A 16,552-nucleotide genomic window follows, 5' to 3' on the forward strand; every position below is an offset into this window, starting at 1 on the left:
TTTACATGTAATCGATATTTGGGATAGATGGCTGTTTTTCTGGGAAAAGAAGAGTTCGCCAATGAGTGAGCGTTGGATTTGCTGCAAGCTCAACGAAATTGACTGTCATTCCTTGCTGTCTCCACTTTTCCGCTAGGCTCATCATTCTAATAGAATCAAGCCCAAGGTAGACGAGATTCTCGTCAAGCGGTATTTCATTCGGCTTGATTTCGAGATACTCAGCTACTTGGTGAAGGATGGCCTCAAAAGATAGGTCATCTTCTGCTTCCTGTCCTGTTAAACGACTAATGATTTGGTTTGTCGTTGTGGTGACCGCACAGCGTTCAGCTGCATAGGTCATTGCCATTTTGTGATGCTTAAGTGAAAAGTCAGCAACGGCATCGGCGACAAAAAAGGTTTCAATATCGAGCATGAATGCTTCTGCGGCTGTCAGCATACAGCCAATATGTGCATATACGCCAGTAATGATCAGTTGATCACGCCCGCCTTCTTGAAGAATATCTAAAAAATTGGATTTTTTGAATGCGCTATAACGCCATTTTGTCAGCATTGTATCTGCTTCAGATGGAGCAAGCTGATCAATGATTTTTGTCAATGCTTCATCATCACCAAGTCCAGGTCCCCAAAAATCTGTTAATAAGGCACGATCCTTCGGGTCTTGGTCACCAGGTTGAGCTGTATAGACGACTGGAATTCCAAGTTCATTGCATGTATTACGTAATTGTTCAATATGTTGAACTAACTCTGTGATCGGTGATGTATCTTGTTGAAATGCATTTAAAAAATATTGTTGCATGTCATGTATCAGCAGAACAGCACGTTTCGGATCCGGTATCCAGTTCACTTTATTTTCGGGTAAATCTTGTGTGCTCGGCATTGGATACGCAGGAATAGTAGGGATTGCCATGGTTTTCACTCCTCTTTTTTTATACGTTGGCAGTATGGATTGCAGCTAATTCTCTTAATGCTTTTTTACTGACTTTGCCTACACCTGTTTGTGGGAACGCATCGATCCATTCAATGCGGTCGGGAATTTTATAGGCAGCGAGCCCGCGTTCTCTTAGAAATGACTTTAATGCGTGTGGTGCTGGCTTGTTGTTTCCTTTTGCAATAACAAAGGCACATGAGCGTTCGCCAAGAAATGGATCTGGCATGGACACCATGGCGGCATCATGAATGTCAGGGTGCGCAAGTAAATGGTTCTCAACTTCTTCAGCGGCAACCTTTTCGCCACCACGATTGATTTGATCCTTGTCTCTGCCTTCTACAACAACATTTCCTTCTTTGGTTAATCGCACGATGTCACCTGTTCTGTAAAAGCCATCGGGTGTAAATGCTTTTTTGTTTTGTTCATCAGCTTTATAGTAGCCACGAATCGTATAAGGTCCTCTTGTTAAAAGATGTCCAGCCACTTCATTCGGGACGGGCTTGTCCTCATCATCTACCACTAGTACCTCATCATATTCAGACATCGGGCGTCCTTGTGTATGAATAATGACATGTTCAGGATCATTTAATCTGGTATAGTTGACCAGACCTTCTGCCATGCCAAAAACTTGCTGTAATTTACACCCAAGGGCAGGCATCACTCGTTTTGCTGCCTCAGCACTGAATTTAGCACCACCTACTTGCAAGACCTCAAGGCTGGATAAGTCATCTGATCGATGAGGAGCAGCCTCTAGCCAAATCAATGCGATAGGTGGAACGACAGCGGTAATGGTTGCTCGTTCTTTTTCAATGAGTGGAAAGACGACATCAGGGCTTGATCCAGGTGCAAGAACGACTCTTCCACCTGCGTATAACGTCCCAAGGACTCCAGGCGAGCTTAATGGATAGTTGTGTGCAACTGGAAGTGTAGCTAGATACACACTATCTTGTGTAAGCTCGCACACCTCATTGCTTTTCCAAAGACTATACATATAGTCATCATGTGTACGAGGAATGAGTTTTGAAAGGCCTGTGCTGCCTCCAGATAACTGAAGAAACGCAATTTCGCTTGCCTCTACATGAATTTGAGGATCAAGTGATGGGTCCTTGCGCAGATCATCCAAGTCAAGGAATTCCTCAGCTTCCCCTGCAACAATGACATGAGGTAATGAGGGAAGCTTTTCTTTCACTTGACGTGCGAGTGATCGATAATCAAAGCTACCATCGATATCTGGTATGACATATGCGTCTGCTTCGGCAAACTCAATAAAATAAGTGATTTCGCTGCTTCTATGAGATGGAAGCGAGAAGACGGGTAAAGCACCGATTCGAAATAAAGCGAAAATGACTTCAAAAAAAGCAGGAATGTTAGGAAGCTGAACGACAACTCGACTTCCCTTTTGAATTCCAAGCTGATGAAAACCGGCGGCAAGACTGCTGACGCGCTCATCAAGTTCTTGGTAGCTCATGTGCGTATCAGCATATGTAATTGCTGTTTTATTCCCTAACGATGCGGCGCGTTCACGAAGCATGCCGCTAAAGGTTTCCCCACGCCAACAGCCGTTTTCACGGTAGCGTTTTGCAAATTCTTCTGGCCATGTAGGTGGTTGAACAAACATGTTTTGTCATCTCCTATGTATTTTTATAACTGATGGATGCCCATCGCATGAAGCATCGTGTTGAATTTTGCAGATGTTTCGGCTAGCTCTTCTTCTGCCTTTGATCCTTTGACCACTCCTGCACCAGCAAAGAGGCGAAGGGAGTGCCCCTCAGCTTCTGCACAACGAATGGTGACAATCCAATCACCATTACCATTTGCATCTGACCAACCGATCATTCCTGTGAAAAATCCTCGATCGAAGGGTTCAATCGCTTGGATTGCTTCACGAGCATCTGCTGTAGGTGTTCCGCATACTGCGGGTGTTGGATGAAGTCTAAGCGCTAAATCAATTGAGGATACACCTGCATCTGCTAATTCACCTTTAACGACAGTAGATAAATGCCACATCGTTTCTGTTTGTATGACGGATGGTGATGCAGGCACATCTAGTGTATGACAGTAAGGAGCAAGCGCTTTAGTGACAGCAGCGACAACCACTGCATGCTCGTGTAAATCCTTCGCTGAAGTAAGGAGTTCATCGTGACGACGCTGGTCTTCTACTGGATCTGAACTGCGTGGCCGAGAACCAGCAAGTGGATTGGAAATAACAGATGAACCAGTTTTTGAAAGAAGCAGCTCAGGGCTTGCCCCAAGCAGTGTGCGCTTTTGGGAAGATTCCGGGTCAGCTACATTTGCAGCAAACGTATAGCCAGTCGTATTATGACGAGCAAGTCGTTCGAGTATTGCTTTCGTATTAATTTCTCGATTTGATTTGAGATAGAGAGATCTAGAGAGTACGATTTTGCTAAGCTCTCCTTTCTCAATTTTAGCTAACCCTTCGTTCACACCATTCATGTAGACATCTGGAGAGGGAACAGGCGTCACCTCATAGGATGGAGCTGCCACTTCCGACTCCTCATCACCTTGATGAAATTCGAGTGGATCACTAAACTGTACATGGATTGGAACACTTAAACGAACGGGTTGCGCCGGATCAAACGGAACAGCACCAGCAACAATCGGTGTTCGAATACCAGCTTGTTTGGCAGCGTCAAATACGTGAGCTACCCTTGTGGATAGTTCATTTAGCTGATTGGTTTCAATATGCTGGAAAATCCCTTCTGCCAGTATCGTACGTTTAGGGGAAGCAAGGAAAAAAGCGCCTGGCTGATAGTCTTGAATCAACTGTACTTTTTCTTCTGACGACAATAATGAATGTTTCATGAAAAGGCCTCCTTTTTGATGAAATGCTAGATTCCGAGTGTTGCGCCACCATCAATCGTGAGATTCTGCATCGTAATATGACTGGATTGCTCAGATGCAAAGAAGATGACTGCATCAGCGATGTTTTGAGGATCAGCGATTTTTTGTAAAGGAATACCGGTTTTATACGTCTCTAAAGAACCTTTAATCACCTGATCTGCTCCTTGTTCATCAGACCATAAAGCCCATTGCATAGGTGTTGCGGTAGAGCCAGGAGAGACGACATTGCATCTGATTCCATAGGCTGCTAGCTCTAATCCAAGCGTTTTTGTAAAGGAAGTAGCTGCGGCTTTTGAAGCGGCATAGGCAGCCATATTCATTCTAGGAATGGCACCTGCGTTAGAGCTGACGGTCACAATGACCCCTTCTGATCTTTTCATCATGTATTTGGAGACAGCTTGAGATACGTAAAAGACACCATGTGTGTTGACTGCGAAGGTTTGTTGCCAGTCATCTGCACAAAGCTGGTCAATAGAACCAATTCGAAGAATGCCTGCTACATTGACTAGTAAATAAATGGGTCCGAGCTGCTTTTCAATTTGATCGACAATGTGCTGAACAGAAGCTTGATCGGTAATGTCACCTGGATAGGCAAAGGCGCGTATGCCTTCATCATTCATTTGTTGGATGGTGCTTTGCAGCTGATCTTCATTTGCGTCAACTGCTGCAATGATCGCACCTTCTTCGGATAGTCTTTTTGCGACTGCTTGCCCAATACCTTGTCCTGCACCTGTGATAAGGGCAATCTTTTGAGATAGACCACTATGTTTCATGTGTTCACTACCTTTCTTTCATGTCTGTGGTTGTTAAAGGATCATCATGATAGAGTGCAAAACGGAAAGCGTAATTCATCAGCACCGGTAAAACGGACGTATGTCCTTCTTCAGGGAACTCATGATAGGCCGTATGTAAGCCATATGAGGATAAAGGCAACATACGATTTGCTAGTGACTTTGCATGATCATTCATTTGACATGGATGATGTTTTTCTAGCTCACCTACACCTACAAACAGCCTTACATCCATAGGCACCTGACGTATACGGTTGGTGAATTGGTATTCTTTTTCTAGAAATAATTTTTTATTCCAGTGGATAGAAGGACTGCCCGCAATATATGTCTGATAAGCATCAGGGTGCTCAAATAGTGTGTGTAATACAAATAGACCGCCAAGAGAATGCCCAAACAGTGTTTGACGACTCAGGTTGATCGGAAAGCGTTGCTCGATATAAGGCTTTACAGTCTTTTCTAAAAAAGAAAAGAAAGCAGAGGCCCCGCCATATGTATGGATGGAGAAGTCCTTTCTTTTGCCCCCAATGGAAGCGTCAGGGCTGGTAAGAGTGAGATCATAATGCCTGAGCGGATGATAGGGCGCTTCTGTCTGATAGCCAATTCCAACAATGATGGCAGGTACGACACCTGTTTTTTCAGGTCTTCTTGACTGTAAACGAATGGCTTCGACCATTGTGCCAAAAAGTGAATTCCCATCAAGCACGTACATGACTGGAAAACCAGCCGCTGGAGGAGTAGTATTCGGTTTAAATATAAAAAGTCTGTATGGGTGTGCTGTGATATCCAGTTGCTCCGTCCCAGGTATAAAAAAAGGACGGCTTTCTCCGAAAAGTGAATCCTCAGTACCCATTCCTTCAGGGCGTTTGGCCATATGTAAAAAATCTCCTTCCTCAAATTCGACCCTCATACGATGATAAAAGCAGGCTTGCGGATATTGGATGAGTGTAGTAATTGAAGAATGGTTCCTCCAAATGAAAATGATTCTCAACTATCACGCAAGCAAATCAAATGATAATGGTTATCAATTATGAAGTCAAATGTTCATAAAGTTGTGTATTGGATATTTTAATCTTAATATTCAGAAAATAAAGGACTAACTCACTAACAAATGATTTGAAATAGGGAATACCGGACCTTGTCATTTAAAAAGAGGAGAAATGTCAAAAGACCTTGACTGCCTCGGAATATTTACCATTTTCTTCTGTTTGATTCAGGAATAAATATAGGTTTTTCTTCTCGAAATAATTTTGAGGAAAAATGAGTCTATAGACCCTCTTATATTTTTAGGCAAAAAGAGGAGGATTTTGCAAAAAGCTGGTGATCATATCTCACAACTTATTCAATATCATGCGTAGCTGTTTTAAAAGTGGCGAAGTATAGCATCAAAAATGACACAATTAAAAAAGTAAGGGAATGTACCCTTACTTTTTGATCAATTGGTGAACATGTCTGTAAACACCATTAAATTAGAATCCATCTGTGACATCATATTCGTAACGGATATCGGCTTTGACATTGCTCATAGTAGATCTCGCTGTAGCTTTTGCGTTGTACTTAAAGTTCCATTTTTGAGCGACTTTTAATTCATCTTCAAGAGAAATACGGTAAGAACCGCTTGTTGCAGAAGAAAAAAGTGATGTGTACCAAATATTACTTTCACTAGCCATCAGTTTGTGTGTGACATTCCCTTGGTTGGGTGTTTGGGTACTAGTTGTCGTAATCGATTTAACTACAGCACGTTTAGGAACTGTGGAATTATTAGTTAAATCCATTGTAATGACTGAAGAATCAACTCCTAAAAAATTTAAAGAAGAATTCCCCAAGTTGGTAGAAGTCCCCGTAAAATTGAATGTCCCATTCCCAGATTTAATACGATCTTGAATGGAAACAGTAAAGTACATATTCCCTGTATATGTACCACGGGTCACTTTCACAAAATAAGTCTCTGAAGTTGATGTAACTTCACCAGTATTAGCAAAAATAAAAGGCGTTACTGAATCAGGATTAATAACTTCGGACCCTGTCCTAGAATATTTAGAATTATACACCTCGATATTCATCCCTGTATATTGCTTATTATAAGAACTTCTGACATAAACTCTTTCACCTTTATTGATCGTGAACTGATAATACGCTTCATTTTCACCTTCAGGTAAGATTGTTGTATCTGGACGACTATTTTTCCAATATCCCATTGAACTTGCTGTGTTAGGGCTGTTATTCCCTGTAATAGCTGCTTCCGCAGAATTAGGTGCAAAAAAACTAGTAACAAGCACTAATACCAATGCAGGTAATAAAAAACGTTTGAAGATAGTATTTGTCATATTTTAACCCTCCTTGTAATAATTACTATATCGGATCAAAACTAACAAATTTTAACTGAATTGCCGATATATTTAATAATCACTATTTTTTTAAAAAGGAGAATCAAAATGAATATTAATACGTCATACACGGCAGGTGCTTCAAACAATCAGAACCGAATCGACTATAAAGGTCAATCAGCTATTAAAAGTACAAATGAGGTGATGACCGAAGCTGATAGACGGATGAAAATACTAGATGAAAAATACGAAAAAATAAATGAACAAAATAAACGATTCAAAGATCCTCAAGACCATATATATAATAAGTATAGAAACCCTTATTCTTCTTATTTCAGAAGTGATCTAACAAAACCGGAAAGAGAAGCTGCTTACATTATGGAAATGAGTTGGGCAAGGAATAATAAAGGAGGTCAATATGACTTTAATGACGCCATCTTCCGTAATGAAAAACGGTACGATCCTACCCAAGAAAGCGTAGAGAAAAAAATATTCAATCGGCAAAAGGTCAACGAACAATTGCAAGATTTATTCTCTAAAAACGGTATAACCATTCCTAAAAACACAAATTTAACTTTTACCATTGACCCAAATCATTTCAAATTATTGGTGAGTGGTTCAACAGACGAATCGCTGACCAAACAAATAGAAGACCTATTAAATACAACCAACAATACAAGAGAATTATTTTTCCACATCATGAAAAGCAGATCTGACGATTCTACTCAATTCACGCCTGATTCTCTTGCCAAATTCCACCTTGTTAATCAAATCAAAACGGTCACAGGCTACAATTTAAAAGATTTAAGCATTGTAAACGGTCAATTTGTAACGGATAACGGGAAGAATATTTTTGATATATACAAAGAAGAACTCCTGAAAAATCCATACACAGCAGAAAATGCACGCATTGCCGCTTCACATTATGGTGCACAGCTATTTGATCTAGCCAAAAACGGGATTGATTCAATTCCCGATTTGGTGTTATCTATTGGTTATCAAAACGGGTCTTTACAAGACATTGGGCAAAAAGAAAATTATGGAGTTAAGAAAACGATAGATTAAAAAAACGCATTCGAACATGCCATGTTGGAGCGTCGATCACATGTGTGAACTACAACAGATAAAAATCCGATACAGAAGGACTCTATAACAATTTATGTTACAGAGTCTTTTCTATTGAAATGCGTTGGTTGGCTGTTCAACGAAACATCCTCATGGTAATTTTGACTATAGTCGATGTTTTTCACTTTTTTATTGATGAAAATGTTAAAATGATGAGTAGCGTATTTTTATATGAAAGGACGGTGCTTGGCATGACGGAACTTCTCGATGACCGGCTGCCGCCGCAAAATATAGAAGCCGAGCAGGCCGTATTAGGTGCTGTTTTTTTAGAACCATCTGCGCTCACGCTCGCTTCTGAGGTATTAATTCCAGAGGATTTCTATAGAATGTCGCATCAAAAGATTTACAATGCGATGCTTGTACTTGGTGATAGAGGGGAACCGGTCGATCTTGTCACGGTGACTTCTGAACTTGCCAATACAGATTTACTAGAAGAGGTAGGCGGGATTTCGTATTTAACCGATATTGCGAACTCTGTCCCAACTGCCGCAAACATTGAATACTATGCAAAAATTGTAGAAGAGAAATCAATTTTAAGACGTCTGATCCGTACGGCGACAACCATTGCACAGGATGGGTACACGCGTGAGGATGAAGTAGAGGATCTGTTGAGTGATGCTGAAAAGACCATTATGGAAGTGGCGCAGCGTAAAAACTCAGGAGCTTTCCAAAACATTAAGGACGTTCTTGTTCAGACATATGATAATATTGAACAGCTTCATAACCGAAAAGGCGATATCACAGGGATTCCAACAGGATTCTCTGAACTTGACCGGATGACCGCTGGATTCCAGCGAAATGACTTGATTATTGTAGCGGCTCGTCCATCGGTAGGGAAAACAGCCTTCGCATTGAACATTGCACAAAATGTCGCGACGAAGACAGACGAAAGTGTCGCCATCTTTAGTTTAGAGATGGGGGCTGAGCAGCTTGTCATGCGTATGCTTTGTGCAGAGGGAAATATCAATGCACAGAACCTAAGAACCGGTAATCTGACAGAAGAGGACTGGGGCAAGCTGACAATGGCGATGGGCTCGCTATCAAATAGTGGGATTTTCATTGATGATACACCAGGAATCAGGGTAAGTGAAATTCGCTCAAAATGCCGCCGCTTGAAGCAAGAAAACGGTCTTGGCATGATCTTGATTGACTACTTGCAGCTCATTCAAGGGAGCGGACGATCAAGCGATAACCGTCAGCAAGAGGTTTCTGAAATCTCTAGGGCATTGAAATCGCTGGCAAGGGAGCTTGAAGTTCCGGTTATTGCTTTGTCTCAGCTTTCACGCGGAGTAGAGCAGCGTCAGGACAAACGTCCAATGATGTCTGATATTCGTGAATCAGGAAGTATCGAGCAGGATGCCGATATCGTGGCATTCCTTTATCGTGATGATTACTACGACAAAGAATCAGAGAATAAGAACATTATTGAAATCATCATTGCCAAACAGCGTAACGGTCCAGTTGGTACAGTATCACTGGCGTTCGTCAAAGAATATAACAAATTCGTCAATCTGGAAAGAAGGTTTGACGATGCGGGTGTTCCGCCCGGTGCTTAAAGCCCAGCTCAAGAAGCTGGGCTTTTTTTTGATGGATCTACATCGAAAGAATGATTGAAAAACGGTCGAAATGAGGAGGAGAGGGAGAGAGAGAAATCGTATACTAAAAGGAGAAAAGGAGTGATGACTGATGAAATTTCAACAGTTCGAAGCCGCTCAATTACGCATCGCACGTCCAACCGTCAACATGGAAGAGGTTGTTTCTTTTTATGAAAAAGGCTTAGGGCTCAAACGAATAGGTTCATTTGATCAGCATGAAGGATACGATGGTGTGATGCTGGGGCTTCCTCATCAGCATGTTCATTTAGAAATCACCAAACATGAAGAAGAAGAGAGCCTGCCCGTTCCGCATCCAGAACAGCTGCTTGTTTTTTATATTCCTGATGAACAGGAGTTTCAGCAGATGAAAGAGAGACTGATCTCATTTGGCGGACGGCAAGTCACCTCTACAAATCCATATTGGGAACGGGGAGGAGCAACCATTGAAGATCCAGATGGGTATCGCATTGTGCTCATGAACACAGAAGGAATTACCCCCGTTTAAAAAAGACTCCCATGCTTGGTGGGAGTCTTTTCTGTTATGAACGCGGCGTGACGCGCAGCTTCAGCTCTTTCAGCCCATACATGCCGCTGTTTGTCATCGGCAGATAGGAGAGGAGCTCTAGTGACTCATATCGGTCCAATAAGGCCTTGATGGCAGTACATGCTTCCAAGCGGGCAAGTGGTGCGCCAAGACAGAAATGGATGCCGTGCCCGAAACCAATATGAGGGTTAGGGTGGCGGTGTATATCGAATTCATGTGCATTTGAAAATTGACGCTCATCCCGGTTGGCAGAAGCAAGAAACACAATCACATTGTCTCCCTTTTTCAGCACTTTTCCCCCAAGCTCTGTGTCTTCTGTGACATAGCGGACGATCGTAGGAGCGGGTGCACGGAAACGGACGGCCTCCTCAACAGCACGCGGGATGAGCTCAGGTGATTGAACGAGCGCTTCATACGCACCCGGCTGTTCTAACAAGCTGAAGATCATATTGGAGATCAGGTTGGTGGTTGTTTCGTTGCCAGCTAAAAGAAGAAGATTACAGAATGGAATTAATTCATCCGCTGACAGTTTGTCTCCATTCTCCTCCGCTTGAATGAGGAGGGAAATCAAATCATCACCGAGGTTGTGACGTTTCCTTTCAATGATGTCTGCAAAAAACGCCATCATATCAGCCTCTCCTTGGTCCCGAATTTTCTGCCATTCAGCGACATCCTCCTCATCTTCACTTTTAGGCATACTGACGAGAATATCAGACCATTCTTTAAAGGATTGTTTATGCTCTGATGGCACACCTAAAAGCTCTGCAATGACAATGACAGGAAGCGGATAAGAGATGGCTTGCACTAGGTCAATCTCGTTTTTTCCTTCTATTTGTGCCATGAGTTCCTCCATCAATTCTTGAATACGCGGCTCCCACAATTTCATGACTCGAGGTGTAAAGGCTTTGCTCACAATGGAGCGGATTCGAGTGTGTTTGGGAGGGTCCATCATCACCATTGTTTTCATCAGTGAATGCTTCCGCTGGTCTTTAGGAGGCTGACTAGAAAAGGTATCTTTATCGATTGTCACACGTTTTGCTTCCTCATAGGTGAATACACTCCATGTTCGGCTGGCTTCGTCAAAATGAACAGGTGATGTCTGACGCATGTTGGCATACCAATCAAATGGGTTATACGGATCCTGCTTGTTTTTTCCTCTTAATAACGCTTTTTGCACGGCAGTTGGTGTTGTTGTTTCCATGATCATCACTCCTTATAGGTTGTCAGATGCTTCCTTTTTTTCATTGTGTTAGATTAAAGTTAATTCATCAGCCTTGAGGATTCAACCAACAGAAAAGCGGAATCTGTTGAAGTTCATAGGAAGGGGAGAATGGCTTGTGGCGGACTGCTACAGAGGGGATAAGCGTGCAACGGAATCGAAGCAGCAATTAAGAAAAGCGTTATTTCAGTTATTAAGAGAAAAAGAGTGGGAGAAGATTTCTGTACAGGATTTGACGAAAGTGGCGGGCATCCACCGCACCACCTTTTATCAGCATTATGAGGATAAATTTGATCTTGCCCAGCAGGTGATGGATGAGATGTTTGATGTGATGAAATGTGCCATTTTTGCTCCTGTACAAGAAGATGATGTGAAAAAAGAGCATGCGGCATATGTGTATATTTTTCGATTTTATCAGCATTTGCAGGAACATGAAGAGGAGTATCAAATTCTTTTGAAACGAGGACGAGAGCTCAATATTCATGAAACGGTTCGTGCTTTTTTTGAAGAAAGCTTTTCTATGGGGTTAGAGGAAATCGCAGGCTCAAAGCCTCATCCACATCTCGTTCCAATCGACATGCAGAAGCAATTCGTCATTTCTGCTTATGTTGGAACAGCAGAATGGTGGTTGAGGACAGGGAGACCGTACTCACCTGATTTTATGGCAAGCTCGATGATTCATTTAATTGAAAATCAATAGAAATTAGGAACCATCAAAATAGTTGTTTTTACTCAAAATCTCCCTTTTTAAGCGCTGAAGAAGTGATTAAAGCGCTTTTTCTCATAATTAAAACGAACAAAATTTGATTTCGAGATATTAATGTTCGGATTTCACGTTGACTTTTTCGTTTTGCATTGATAAAATAAATGTGTTTGAAAGAGATAACGTTTTGAAAGGTTAACGGAGGTGCACGATATGTCTTCAGTAGTCGTAGTAGGTACGCAGTGGGGTGACGAAGGGAAAGGGAAAATTACCGATTTCCTTTCAGAAAATGCAGAGGTGATTGCCCGTTATCAAGGGGGAAACAATGCAGGTCACACGATCAAATTTGATGGAGTGACTTACAAGCTACACCTCATTCCGTCCGGTATTTTTTATCAAGAGAAAACTTGTGTCATCGGTAATGGAATGGTGGTTGATCCTAAAGCGTTGGTCACTGAGCTTGCGTATCTTCACGAACGGAATGTGAGTACAGATAACCTCAGAATCAGCAATAGAGCCCATGTGATTCTGCCTTACCATTTAAAATTGGACGAGGTGGAAGAAGAGCGGAAAGGGGCTAACAAGATCGGTACGACGAAAAAAGGAATCGGACCAGCTTATATGGACAAAGCAGCTCGTATCGGTATCCGTGTCGCAGATCTATTAGATCGTGAAGTGTTTGAAGAGAAGCTTGCACGTAATCTAGAAGAGAAAAATCGTCTTTTAGAGAAAATGTACGACACAGAAGGCTTCAAGATTGAAGATATTTTAGACGAGTATTATGAATATGGCCAGCAAGTGAAAAAATATGTCGTGGACACATCTGTTGTCTTGAATGACGCACTAGATGAAGGCCGCCGTGTGCTATTTGAAGGAGCACAAGGCGTTATGCTTGATATTGATCAAGGGACATATCCATTTGTCACGTCATCTAACCCAGTAGCTGGAGGAGTGACGATTGGTTCTGGCGTAGGACCAACAAAAATTCAACATGTGGTCGGCGTGTCAAAAGCGTACACAACACGTGTTGGAGATGGCCCATTCCCGACAGAACTCCATGATGAAATTGGCGATCAAATCCGTGAGGTTGGCCGTGAATACGGTACAACAACTGGACGTCCGCGCCGTGTTGGCTGGTTTGACAGTGTCGTTGTCCGTCATGCTCGCCGTGTGAGCGGGATTACAGATCTATCTCTTAACTCAATTGATGTACTGACAGGGATTGAAACATTGAAAATCTGTGTCGCTTATAAATTGAACGGAGAAATCACAGAAGAATTTCCAGCAAGTCTAAATGAACTAGCGAAATGTGAGCCTGTCTACGAGGAAATGCCAGGATGGACAGAGGATATTACAGGCGTGAAGAATTTAAGCGAACTGCCTGAAAATGCCCGTCATTATTTAGAGCGCATTTCACAATTAACAGGTATTCCACTTTCCATTTTCTCAGTCGGACCAGATCGTTCCCAAACGAACGTTGTCCGCAGCGTGTACCGTCCATAATAATAGACTGATCAGACACCAGTAAAATTGCACATTTTACTGGTGTCTTTTTGTTTAAATATTTCTTAATTTCAGTAGAACAGGCTTCCGATCATTACCAAAATATGATAACTGTATAGGGGGAAGGAGCGTTCTAGTGAAAGAAAGAATAAGATTATTAGATATTTTAAGAGGTTTTGCCATATTAGGTACATTGGGAACGAATGTCTGGTTTTTTGCGTATGCAGGGGATACCTTTGCGACAGATCAGATTGCAGATGAATATGAACATGGCAGTTTTCTAGAAAGCCTTGTTTCCATGTTCGTCTATGGGAAAATGCTCTCACTGCTCACAATCATGTTCGGTGTAGGGCTAGAGCTGAAATATCAGCAGGCCAAAAGAAAAAACATGCCTTGGCCAGGTACATATTTATGGATTCTTTTATTTTTATTTATCGAAGGCTTTGTCCATTTTGCACTTGTGATGGAATATGATGTGCTCATGAGTTACGCTGTGACCGGTTTGCTTGTGGCATTTATTGTACGAGGAGGGAGCAAGCGCATCAAAAGAGGCATGATGTTCTCTGGAGTCATTCATTTGCTTGTTCTGTCCTGTCTGATGGTGTTCTCCCTCTCTGAAATGGAGACAGAATCGTATGATCAAAGCAGTGAACCGGCGCTGGAAGAGCAGCTGCCAGAGACATGGATCTCGCAGGTTCAAGAACGATTACAACACTTTTTCATGTACCGTGAAGAAGCGATCTTTATCATTCCAATGAACACATTTCTGTTTTTATTAGGTGTGCGGATGATGAGAGCCGGTGTTTTTTATGCAAACGAACGCGGGCAATCTCTACGGAAAATATTATTCCGAGTCGGTCTGTGGGTGGGTCTGCCGCTGAATGCACTTGTCTTCGTTCCGAACGAACTAGTGGAATTCGTTGTGCGCTATGCGTTTTCGCCATTCCTTTCTCTTTTCTATATCGCTGTCATTGCGAAGCTCCTGGTTCACACGGAATCATGGTTCATGTGGAATTGGTTTGAATATGTAGGGAAAATGGCACTCAGCTGTTACATCCTGCAAAATATCATCTGCTCGGTTCTTTTTTATAGCTGGGGATTGGGTCTTGGCGGACAAATCAACGCCCCTCTTATCGTATTGGCATGGCTGCTCATTTCACTTCTGCAAATTGCCATATCAGCATGTTGTCTAAAGGTTTGGAGAATGGGTCCAATGGAATATATTCGTTCGCGGGCACTTCGCCGAGTGACGATGAAGAAGGCAGCATAAAGGGGAATAGCTGCAATGTTTTTTAAAAAAATGACGAAAAGAGAACAAGCGAATTCACATAAAGCAGCTGTACCAGCGTTTGTCTTTTATCTTCTCGCATTAGGAGGACATGCGCTGTACTCGTATGTTGAAGGTGACAGACCACCCGTCACTTTTGTCATTCTCATGGCGGGACTTCTTGTGTTTTTCGCCGCAGACTGGCTGTTTAACAAAAGACAATCATAAAAAAAGAGCCCTCATTACGAGGGTTCTTTCTTATTTCACGCTTTTATATTGGCCTTTTAAGTTTTTGCGGATGTACTGAATGATTTTGCGCAGTTCGTTGGCATGCGGTCTGCCAAACGGACTTGTTTGTCTTTGCTGATAGAGGACTTGTCCCTTTTCATTTAGTAAGAAATAGGCAGGTTCCCCGTGCACTCCGTGATCTTCATAAGGAGCATCTTCTCCGTGATAGTGGACTTCATATGCTTTTAATGAAGTAAGGTCCTGGTCAGACATGATCGGGAAGGACAGCCCCTCTTTATCCGCAAAATCTTTCAAGTCATCAGGGTTATCCGTTGAAATCGTCATTAAGTGGATATCCTTGTCTTGAAAGTATGATTGCTGCTGTTCGAGCTCTTTTAATTCTTCTACACATACTGGGCACCATGAGCCTCTAAAGAAGACGATGAGGTGCCAGCTTTGATGCTCCTCTAAATGTTTGTGAAAATCAATATGTTCGCCCTGAATGGTTGGAAGTGAAAAGTTGGGCATTTTATCTCCTAATTTAAATGAACTCATACTGCTTCCTCCTTTTTCAATCACAATGTCACTTGTTTCATGTATAACCATTTTTGAGCGGTCTAAAACGTTTCTATGTGCTTGAATAGGCAGTAGTCATGAAAAGGTGAGTCAGAAATGAAGGCGGTTGCAAAAAAGGGGGGCTTTGGCAGGAGATATCAAATCCGACACTTTTTTTAAAAAAATGTCGAAAAACGTATTGCCATATGTAATTACTCTATGATATTATAAATCTCGTTGTTGCAAAGGTCTCTGAAACTTGTTAGGATGCGATGTTCCAGCTTTTTTAAAGCGATTGGTTTGACGCAATACGGCTTCTTCAGATTCACTTTTCACAAACCGAGAGCCATTAGCTCAGTTGGTAGAGCATCTGACTTTTAATCAGAGGGTCGAAGGTTCGAGTCCTTCATGGCTCACCATGTATTGGCCCGTTGGTCAAGCGGTTAAGACACCGCCCTTTCACGGCGGTAACACGGGTTCGAATCCCGTACGGGTCATTGATTTACTTTAGCGTTAAGCTAATTTTTCCTCACTTGCTTGAAGGAGCACCACGATTGCTTTTTCGGGCAAGTTACTGAGGTCCGGTAGTTCAGTTGGTTAGAATGCCTGCCTGTCACGCAGGAGGTCGCGGGTTCGAGTCCCGTCCGGACCGCCATTTATACATATTCATCTTTTTGATGATGGCTCGGTAGCTCAGTTGGTAGAGCAACGGACTGAAAATCCGTGTGTCGGCGGTTCGATTCCGTCCCGAGCCACTTCCAAACGCATCTGCAATCGCAGGTGCGTTTTTCTTATGAAAAGAAGGCATAAAAAGGGAGAAGCCGGGCCTAGGTAGGGCCCGGCTCCATAAGAAGAAGACGTTACATCTATATAGACGATTGGTGACTGGAAAAGTTTCAATAAAAAAG

At 42.4% G+C, this 16,552-nt stretch carries 15 protein-coding genes and 4 tRNA genes; 11 read left to right on the forward strand and 8 right to left on the reverse strand.

All coding sequences use genetic code 11. The features are described 5' to 3' along the window. Position 1: 1 nt before the first annotated feature. The 6 genes from C6348_RS09740 to C6348_RS09765 all read right to left on the reverse strand — a co-directional run bounded on the left by C6348_RS09740 (position 2) and on the right by C6348_RS09765 (position 6,905). Positions 2-907 (reverse strand): isochorismatase family protein, encoded by a 906-nt coding sequence (locus tag C6348_RS09740; protein ID WP_106031723.1) that lies wholly within the window; start codon positions 905-907, stop codon positions 2-4. Positions 908-926: 19 nt separating this feature from the next. After that, complete coding sequence (locus tag C6348_RS09745) at positions 927-2,546, reverse strand: (2,3-dihydroxybenzoyl)adenylate synthase (protein WP_060597687.1); 1,620 nt, start codon at positions 2,544-2,546, stop codon at positions 927-929. A 23-nt stretch (positions 2,547-2,569) separates the two neighbouring features. Continuing rightward, a complete protein-coding gene (gene dhbC, locus C6348_RS09750) occupies positions 2,570-3,751 on the reverse strand; it encodes an isochorismate synthase DhbC (protein ID WP_106042801.1) in 1,182 nt (393 codons plus the stop codon). Positions 3,752-3,777: 26 nt separating this feature from the next. Beyond that, positions 3,778-4,563, reverse strand: a complete 786-nt coding sequence (locus tag C6348_RS09755; RefSeq protein WP_106031726.1) for a 2,3-dihydro-2,3-dihydroxybenzoate dehydrogenase — start codon at positions 4,561-4,563, stop codon at positions 3,778-3,780. A gap of 7 nt (positions 4,564-4,570) precedes the next feature. Further along, positions 4,571-5,452, reverse strand: a complete 882-nt coding sequence (locus C6348_RS09760) for an alpha/beta hydrolase (RefSeq protein ID WP_106042803.1) — start codon at positions 5,450-5,452, stop codon at positions 4,571-4,573. Positions 5,453-6,047: 595 nt separating this feature from the next. Then, positions 6,048-6,905: a hypothetical protein gene (locus tag C6348_RS09765; protein WP_106031728.1), complete on the reverse strand. Its 858-nt coding sequence runs from the start codon at positions 6,903-6,905 to the stop codon at positions 6,048-6,050. 108 nt (positions 6,906-7,013) lie between these two features. Between C6348_RS09765 and C6348_RS09770 the strand changes: the two genes are divergently transcribed. The 3 genes from C6348_RS09770 to C6348_RS09780 all read left to right on the forward strand — a co-directional run bounded on the left by C6348_RS09770 (position 7,014) and on the right by C6348_RS09780 (position 10,130). Further along, a complete protein-coding gene (locus C6348_RS09770; protein ID WP_106042805.1) occupies positions 7,014-7,970 on the forward strand; it encodes a DUF4885 family protein in 957 nt (318 codons plus the stop codon). Between the two features lie 251 nt (positions 7,971-8,221). After that, positions 8,222-9,586 (forward strand): replicative DNA helicase, encoded by a 1,365-nt coding sequence (gene dnaB, locus C6348_RS09775; protein WP_003214779.1) that lies wholly within the window; start codon positions 8,222-8,224, stop codon positions 9,584-9,586. Positions 9,587-9,716: 130 nt separating this feature from the next. Continuing rightward, a complete protein-coding gene (locus tag C6348_RS09780) occupies positions 9,717-10,130 on the forward strand; it encodes a VOC family protein (RefSeq protein WP_106042807.1) in 414 nt (137 codons plus the stop codon). 34 nt (positions 10,131-10,164) lie between these two features. Here C6348_RS09780 and C6348_RS09785 read toward each other — a convergent pair whose 3' ends face one another. Then, entirely contained in the window at positions 10,165-11,370 is a 1,206-nt protein-coding gene (locus C6348_RS09785; RefSeq protein WP_106042809.1) for a cytochrome P450, read from the reverse strand. 106 nt (positions 11,371-11,476) lie between these two features. On the opposite strand from C6348_RS09785, the gene C6348_RS09790 reads away from it, so the two are divergent. The 4 genes from C6348_RS09790 (at position 11,477) to C6348_RS09805 (ending at position 15,089) form a co-directional block, all read left to right on the forward strand. Then, positions 11,477-12,088, forward strand: a complete 612-nt coding sequence (locus tag C6348_RS09790) for a TetR/AcrR family transcriptional regulator (RefSeq protein ID WP_223251551.1) — start codon at positions 11,477-11,479, stop codon at positions 12,086-12,088. Between the two features lie 216 nt (positions 12,089-12,304). Continuing rightward, complete coding sequence (locus C6348_RS09795) at positions 12,305-13,594, forward strand: adenylosuccinate synthase (protein WP_034660617.1); 1,290 nt, start codon at positions 12,305-12,307, stop codon at positions 13,592-13,594. Positions 13,595-13,730: 136 nt separating this feature from the next. After that, a complete protein-coding gene (locus C6348_RS09800) occupies positions 13,731-14,864 on the forward strand; it encodes a DUF418 domain-containing protein (RefSeq protein ID WP_106031732.1) in 1,134 nt (377 codons plus the stop codon). A 15-nt stretch (positions 14,865-14,879) separates the two neighbouring features. After that, positions 14,880-15,089 (forward strand): hypothetical protein, encoded by a 210-nt coding sequence (locus tag C6348_RS09805; RefSeq protein ID WP_034660614.1) that lies wholly within the window; start codon positions 14,880-14,882, stop codon positions 15,087-15,089. A gap of 30 nt (positions 15,090-15,119) precedes the next feature. Here C6348_RS09805 and C6348_RS09810 read toward each other — a convergent pair whose 3' ends face one another. After that, a complete protein-coding gene (locus C6348_RS09810; protein WP_106042811.1) occupies positions 15,120-15,644 on the reverse strand; it encodes a peroxiredoxin family protein in 525 nt (174 codons plus the stop codon). A gap of 343 nt (positions 15,645-15,987) precedes the next feature. On the opposite strand from C6348_RS09810, the gene C6348_RS09815 reads away from it, so the two are divergent. The 4 genes from C6348_RS09815 (at position 15,988) to C6348_RS09830 (ending at position 16,399) form a co-directional block, all read left to right on the forward strand. Next, positions 15,988-16,063 (forward strand) — tRNA-Lys (locus tag C6348_RS09815). A 6-nt stretch (positions 16,064-16,069) separates the two neighbouring features. Next, positions 16,070-16,141 (forward strand) — tRNA-Glu (locus C6348_RS09820). An 81-nt stretch (positions 16,142-16,222) separates the two neighbouring features. After that, positions 16,223-16,299 (forward strand) — tRNA-Asp (locus C6348_RS09825). Positions 16,300-16,326: 27 nt separating this feature from the next. After that, a tRNA-Phe gene (locus C6348_RS09830) sits at positions 16,327-16,399 on the forward strand. The last annotated feature ends 153 nt before the right edge of the window (positions 16,400-16,552 follow it).

This window comes from Bacillus sp. YBWC18 (assembly GCF_002998775.1).
Taxonomy (GTDB): Bacteria; Bacillota; Bacilli; order Bacillales; family Bacillaceae; genus Bacillus.

What these genes read in the sequence shown, in the direction of transcription:
- dnaB (WP_003214779.1), top strand. Translation starts at nt 8,222, where the DNA reads ATGACGGAACTTCTCGATGACCGGCTGCCGCCGCAAAATATAGAAGCC.
- C6348_RS09745 (WP_060597687.1), bottom strand. Translation starts at nt 2,546, where the DNA reads ATGTTTGTTCAACCACCTACATGGCCAGAAGAATTTGCAAAACGCTAC.
- C6348_RS09740 (WP_106031723.1), bottom strand. Translation starts at nt 907, where the DNA reads ATGGCAATCCCTACTATTCCTGCGTATCCAATGCCGAGCACACAAGAT.
- C6348_RS09770 (WP_106042805.1), top strand. Translation starts at nt 7,014, where the DNA reads ATGAATATTAATACGTCATACACGGCAGGTGCTTCAAACAATCAGAAC.
- C6348_RS09755 (WP_106031726.1), bottom strand. Translation starts at nt 4,563, where the DNA reads ATGAAACATAGTGGTCTATCTCAAAAGATTGCCCTTATCACAGGTGCA.
- C6348_RS09805 (WP_034660614.1), top strand. Translation starts at nt 14,880, where the DNA reads ATGTTTTTTAAAAAAATGACGAAAAGAGAACAAGCGAATTCACATAAA.
- C6348_RS09810 (WP_106042811.1), bottom strand. Translation starts at nt 15,644, where the DNA reads ATGAGTTCATTTAAATTAGGAGATAAAATGCCCAACTTTTCACTTCCA.
- C6348_RS09765 (WP_106031728.1), bottom strand. Translation starts at nt 6,905, where the DNA reads ATGACAAATACTATCTTCAAACGTTTTTTATTACCTGCATTGGTATTA.
- C6348_RS09760 (WP_106042803.1), bottom strand. Translation starts at nt 5,452, where the DNA reads ATGGCCAAACGCCCTGAAGGAATGGGTACTGAGGATTCACTTTTCGGA.
- C6348_RS09785 (WP_106042809.1), bottom strand. Translation starts at nt 11,370, where the DNA reads ATGGAAACAACAACACCAACTGCCGTGCAAAAAGCGTTATTAAGAGGA.
- dhbC (WP_106042801.1), bottom strand. Translation starts at nt 3,751, where the DNA reads ATGAAACATTCATTATTGTCGTCAGAAGAAAAAGTACAGTTGATTCAA.
- C6348_RS09780 (WP_106042807.1), top strand. Translation starts at nt 9,717, where the DNA reads ATGAAATTTCAACAGTTCGAAGCCGCTCAATTACGCATCGCACGTCCA.
- C6348_RS09795 (WP_034660617.1), top strand. Translation starts at nt 12,305, where the DNA reads ATGTCTTCAGTAGTCGTAGTAGGTACGCAGTGGGGTGACGAAGGGAAA.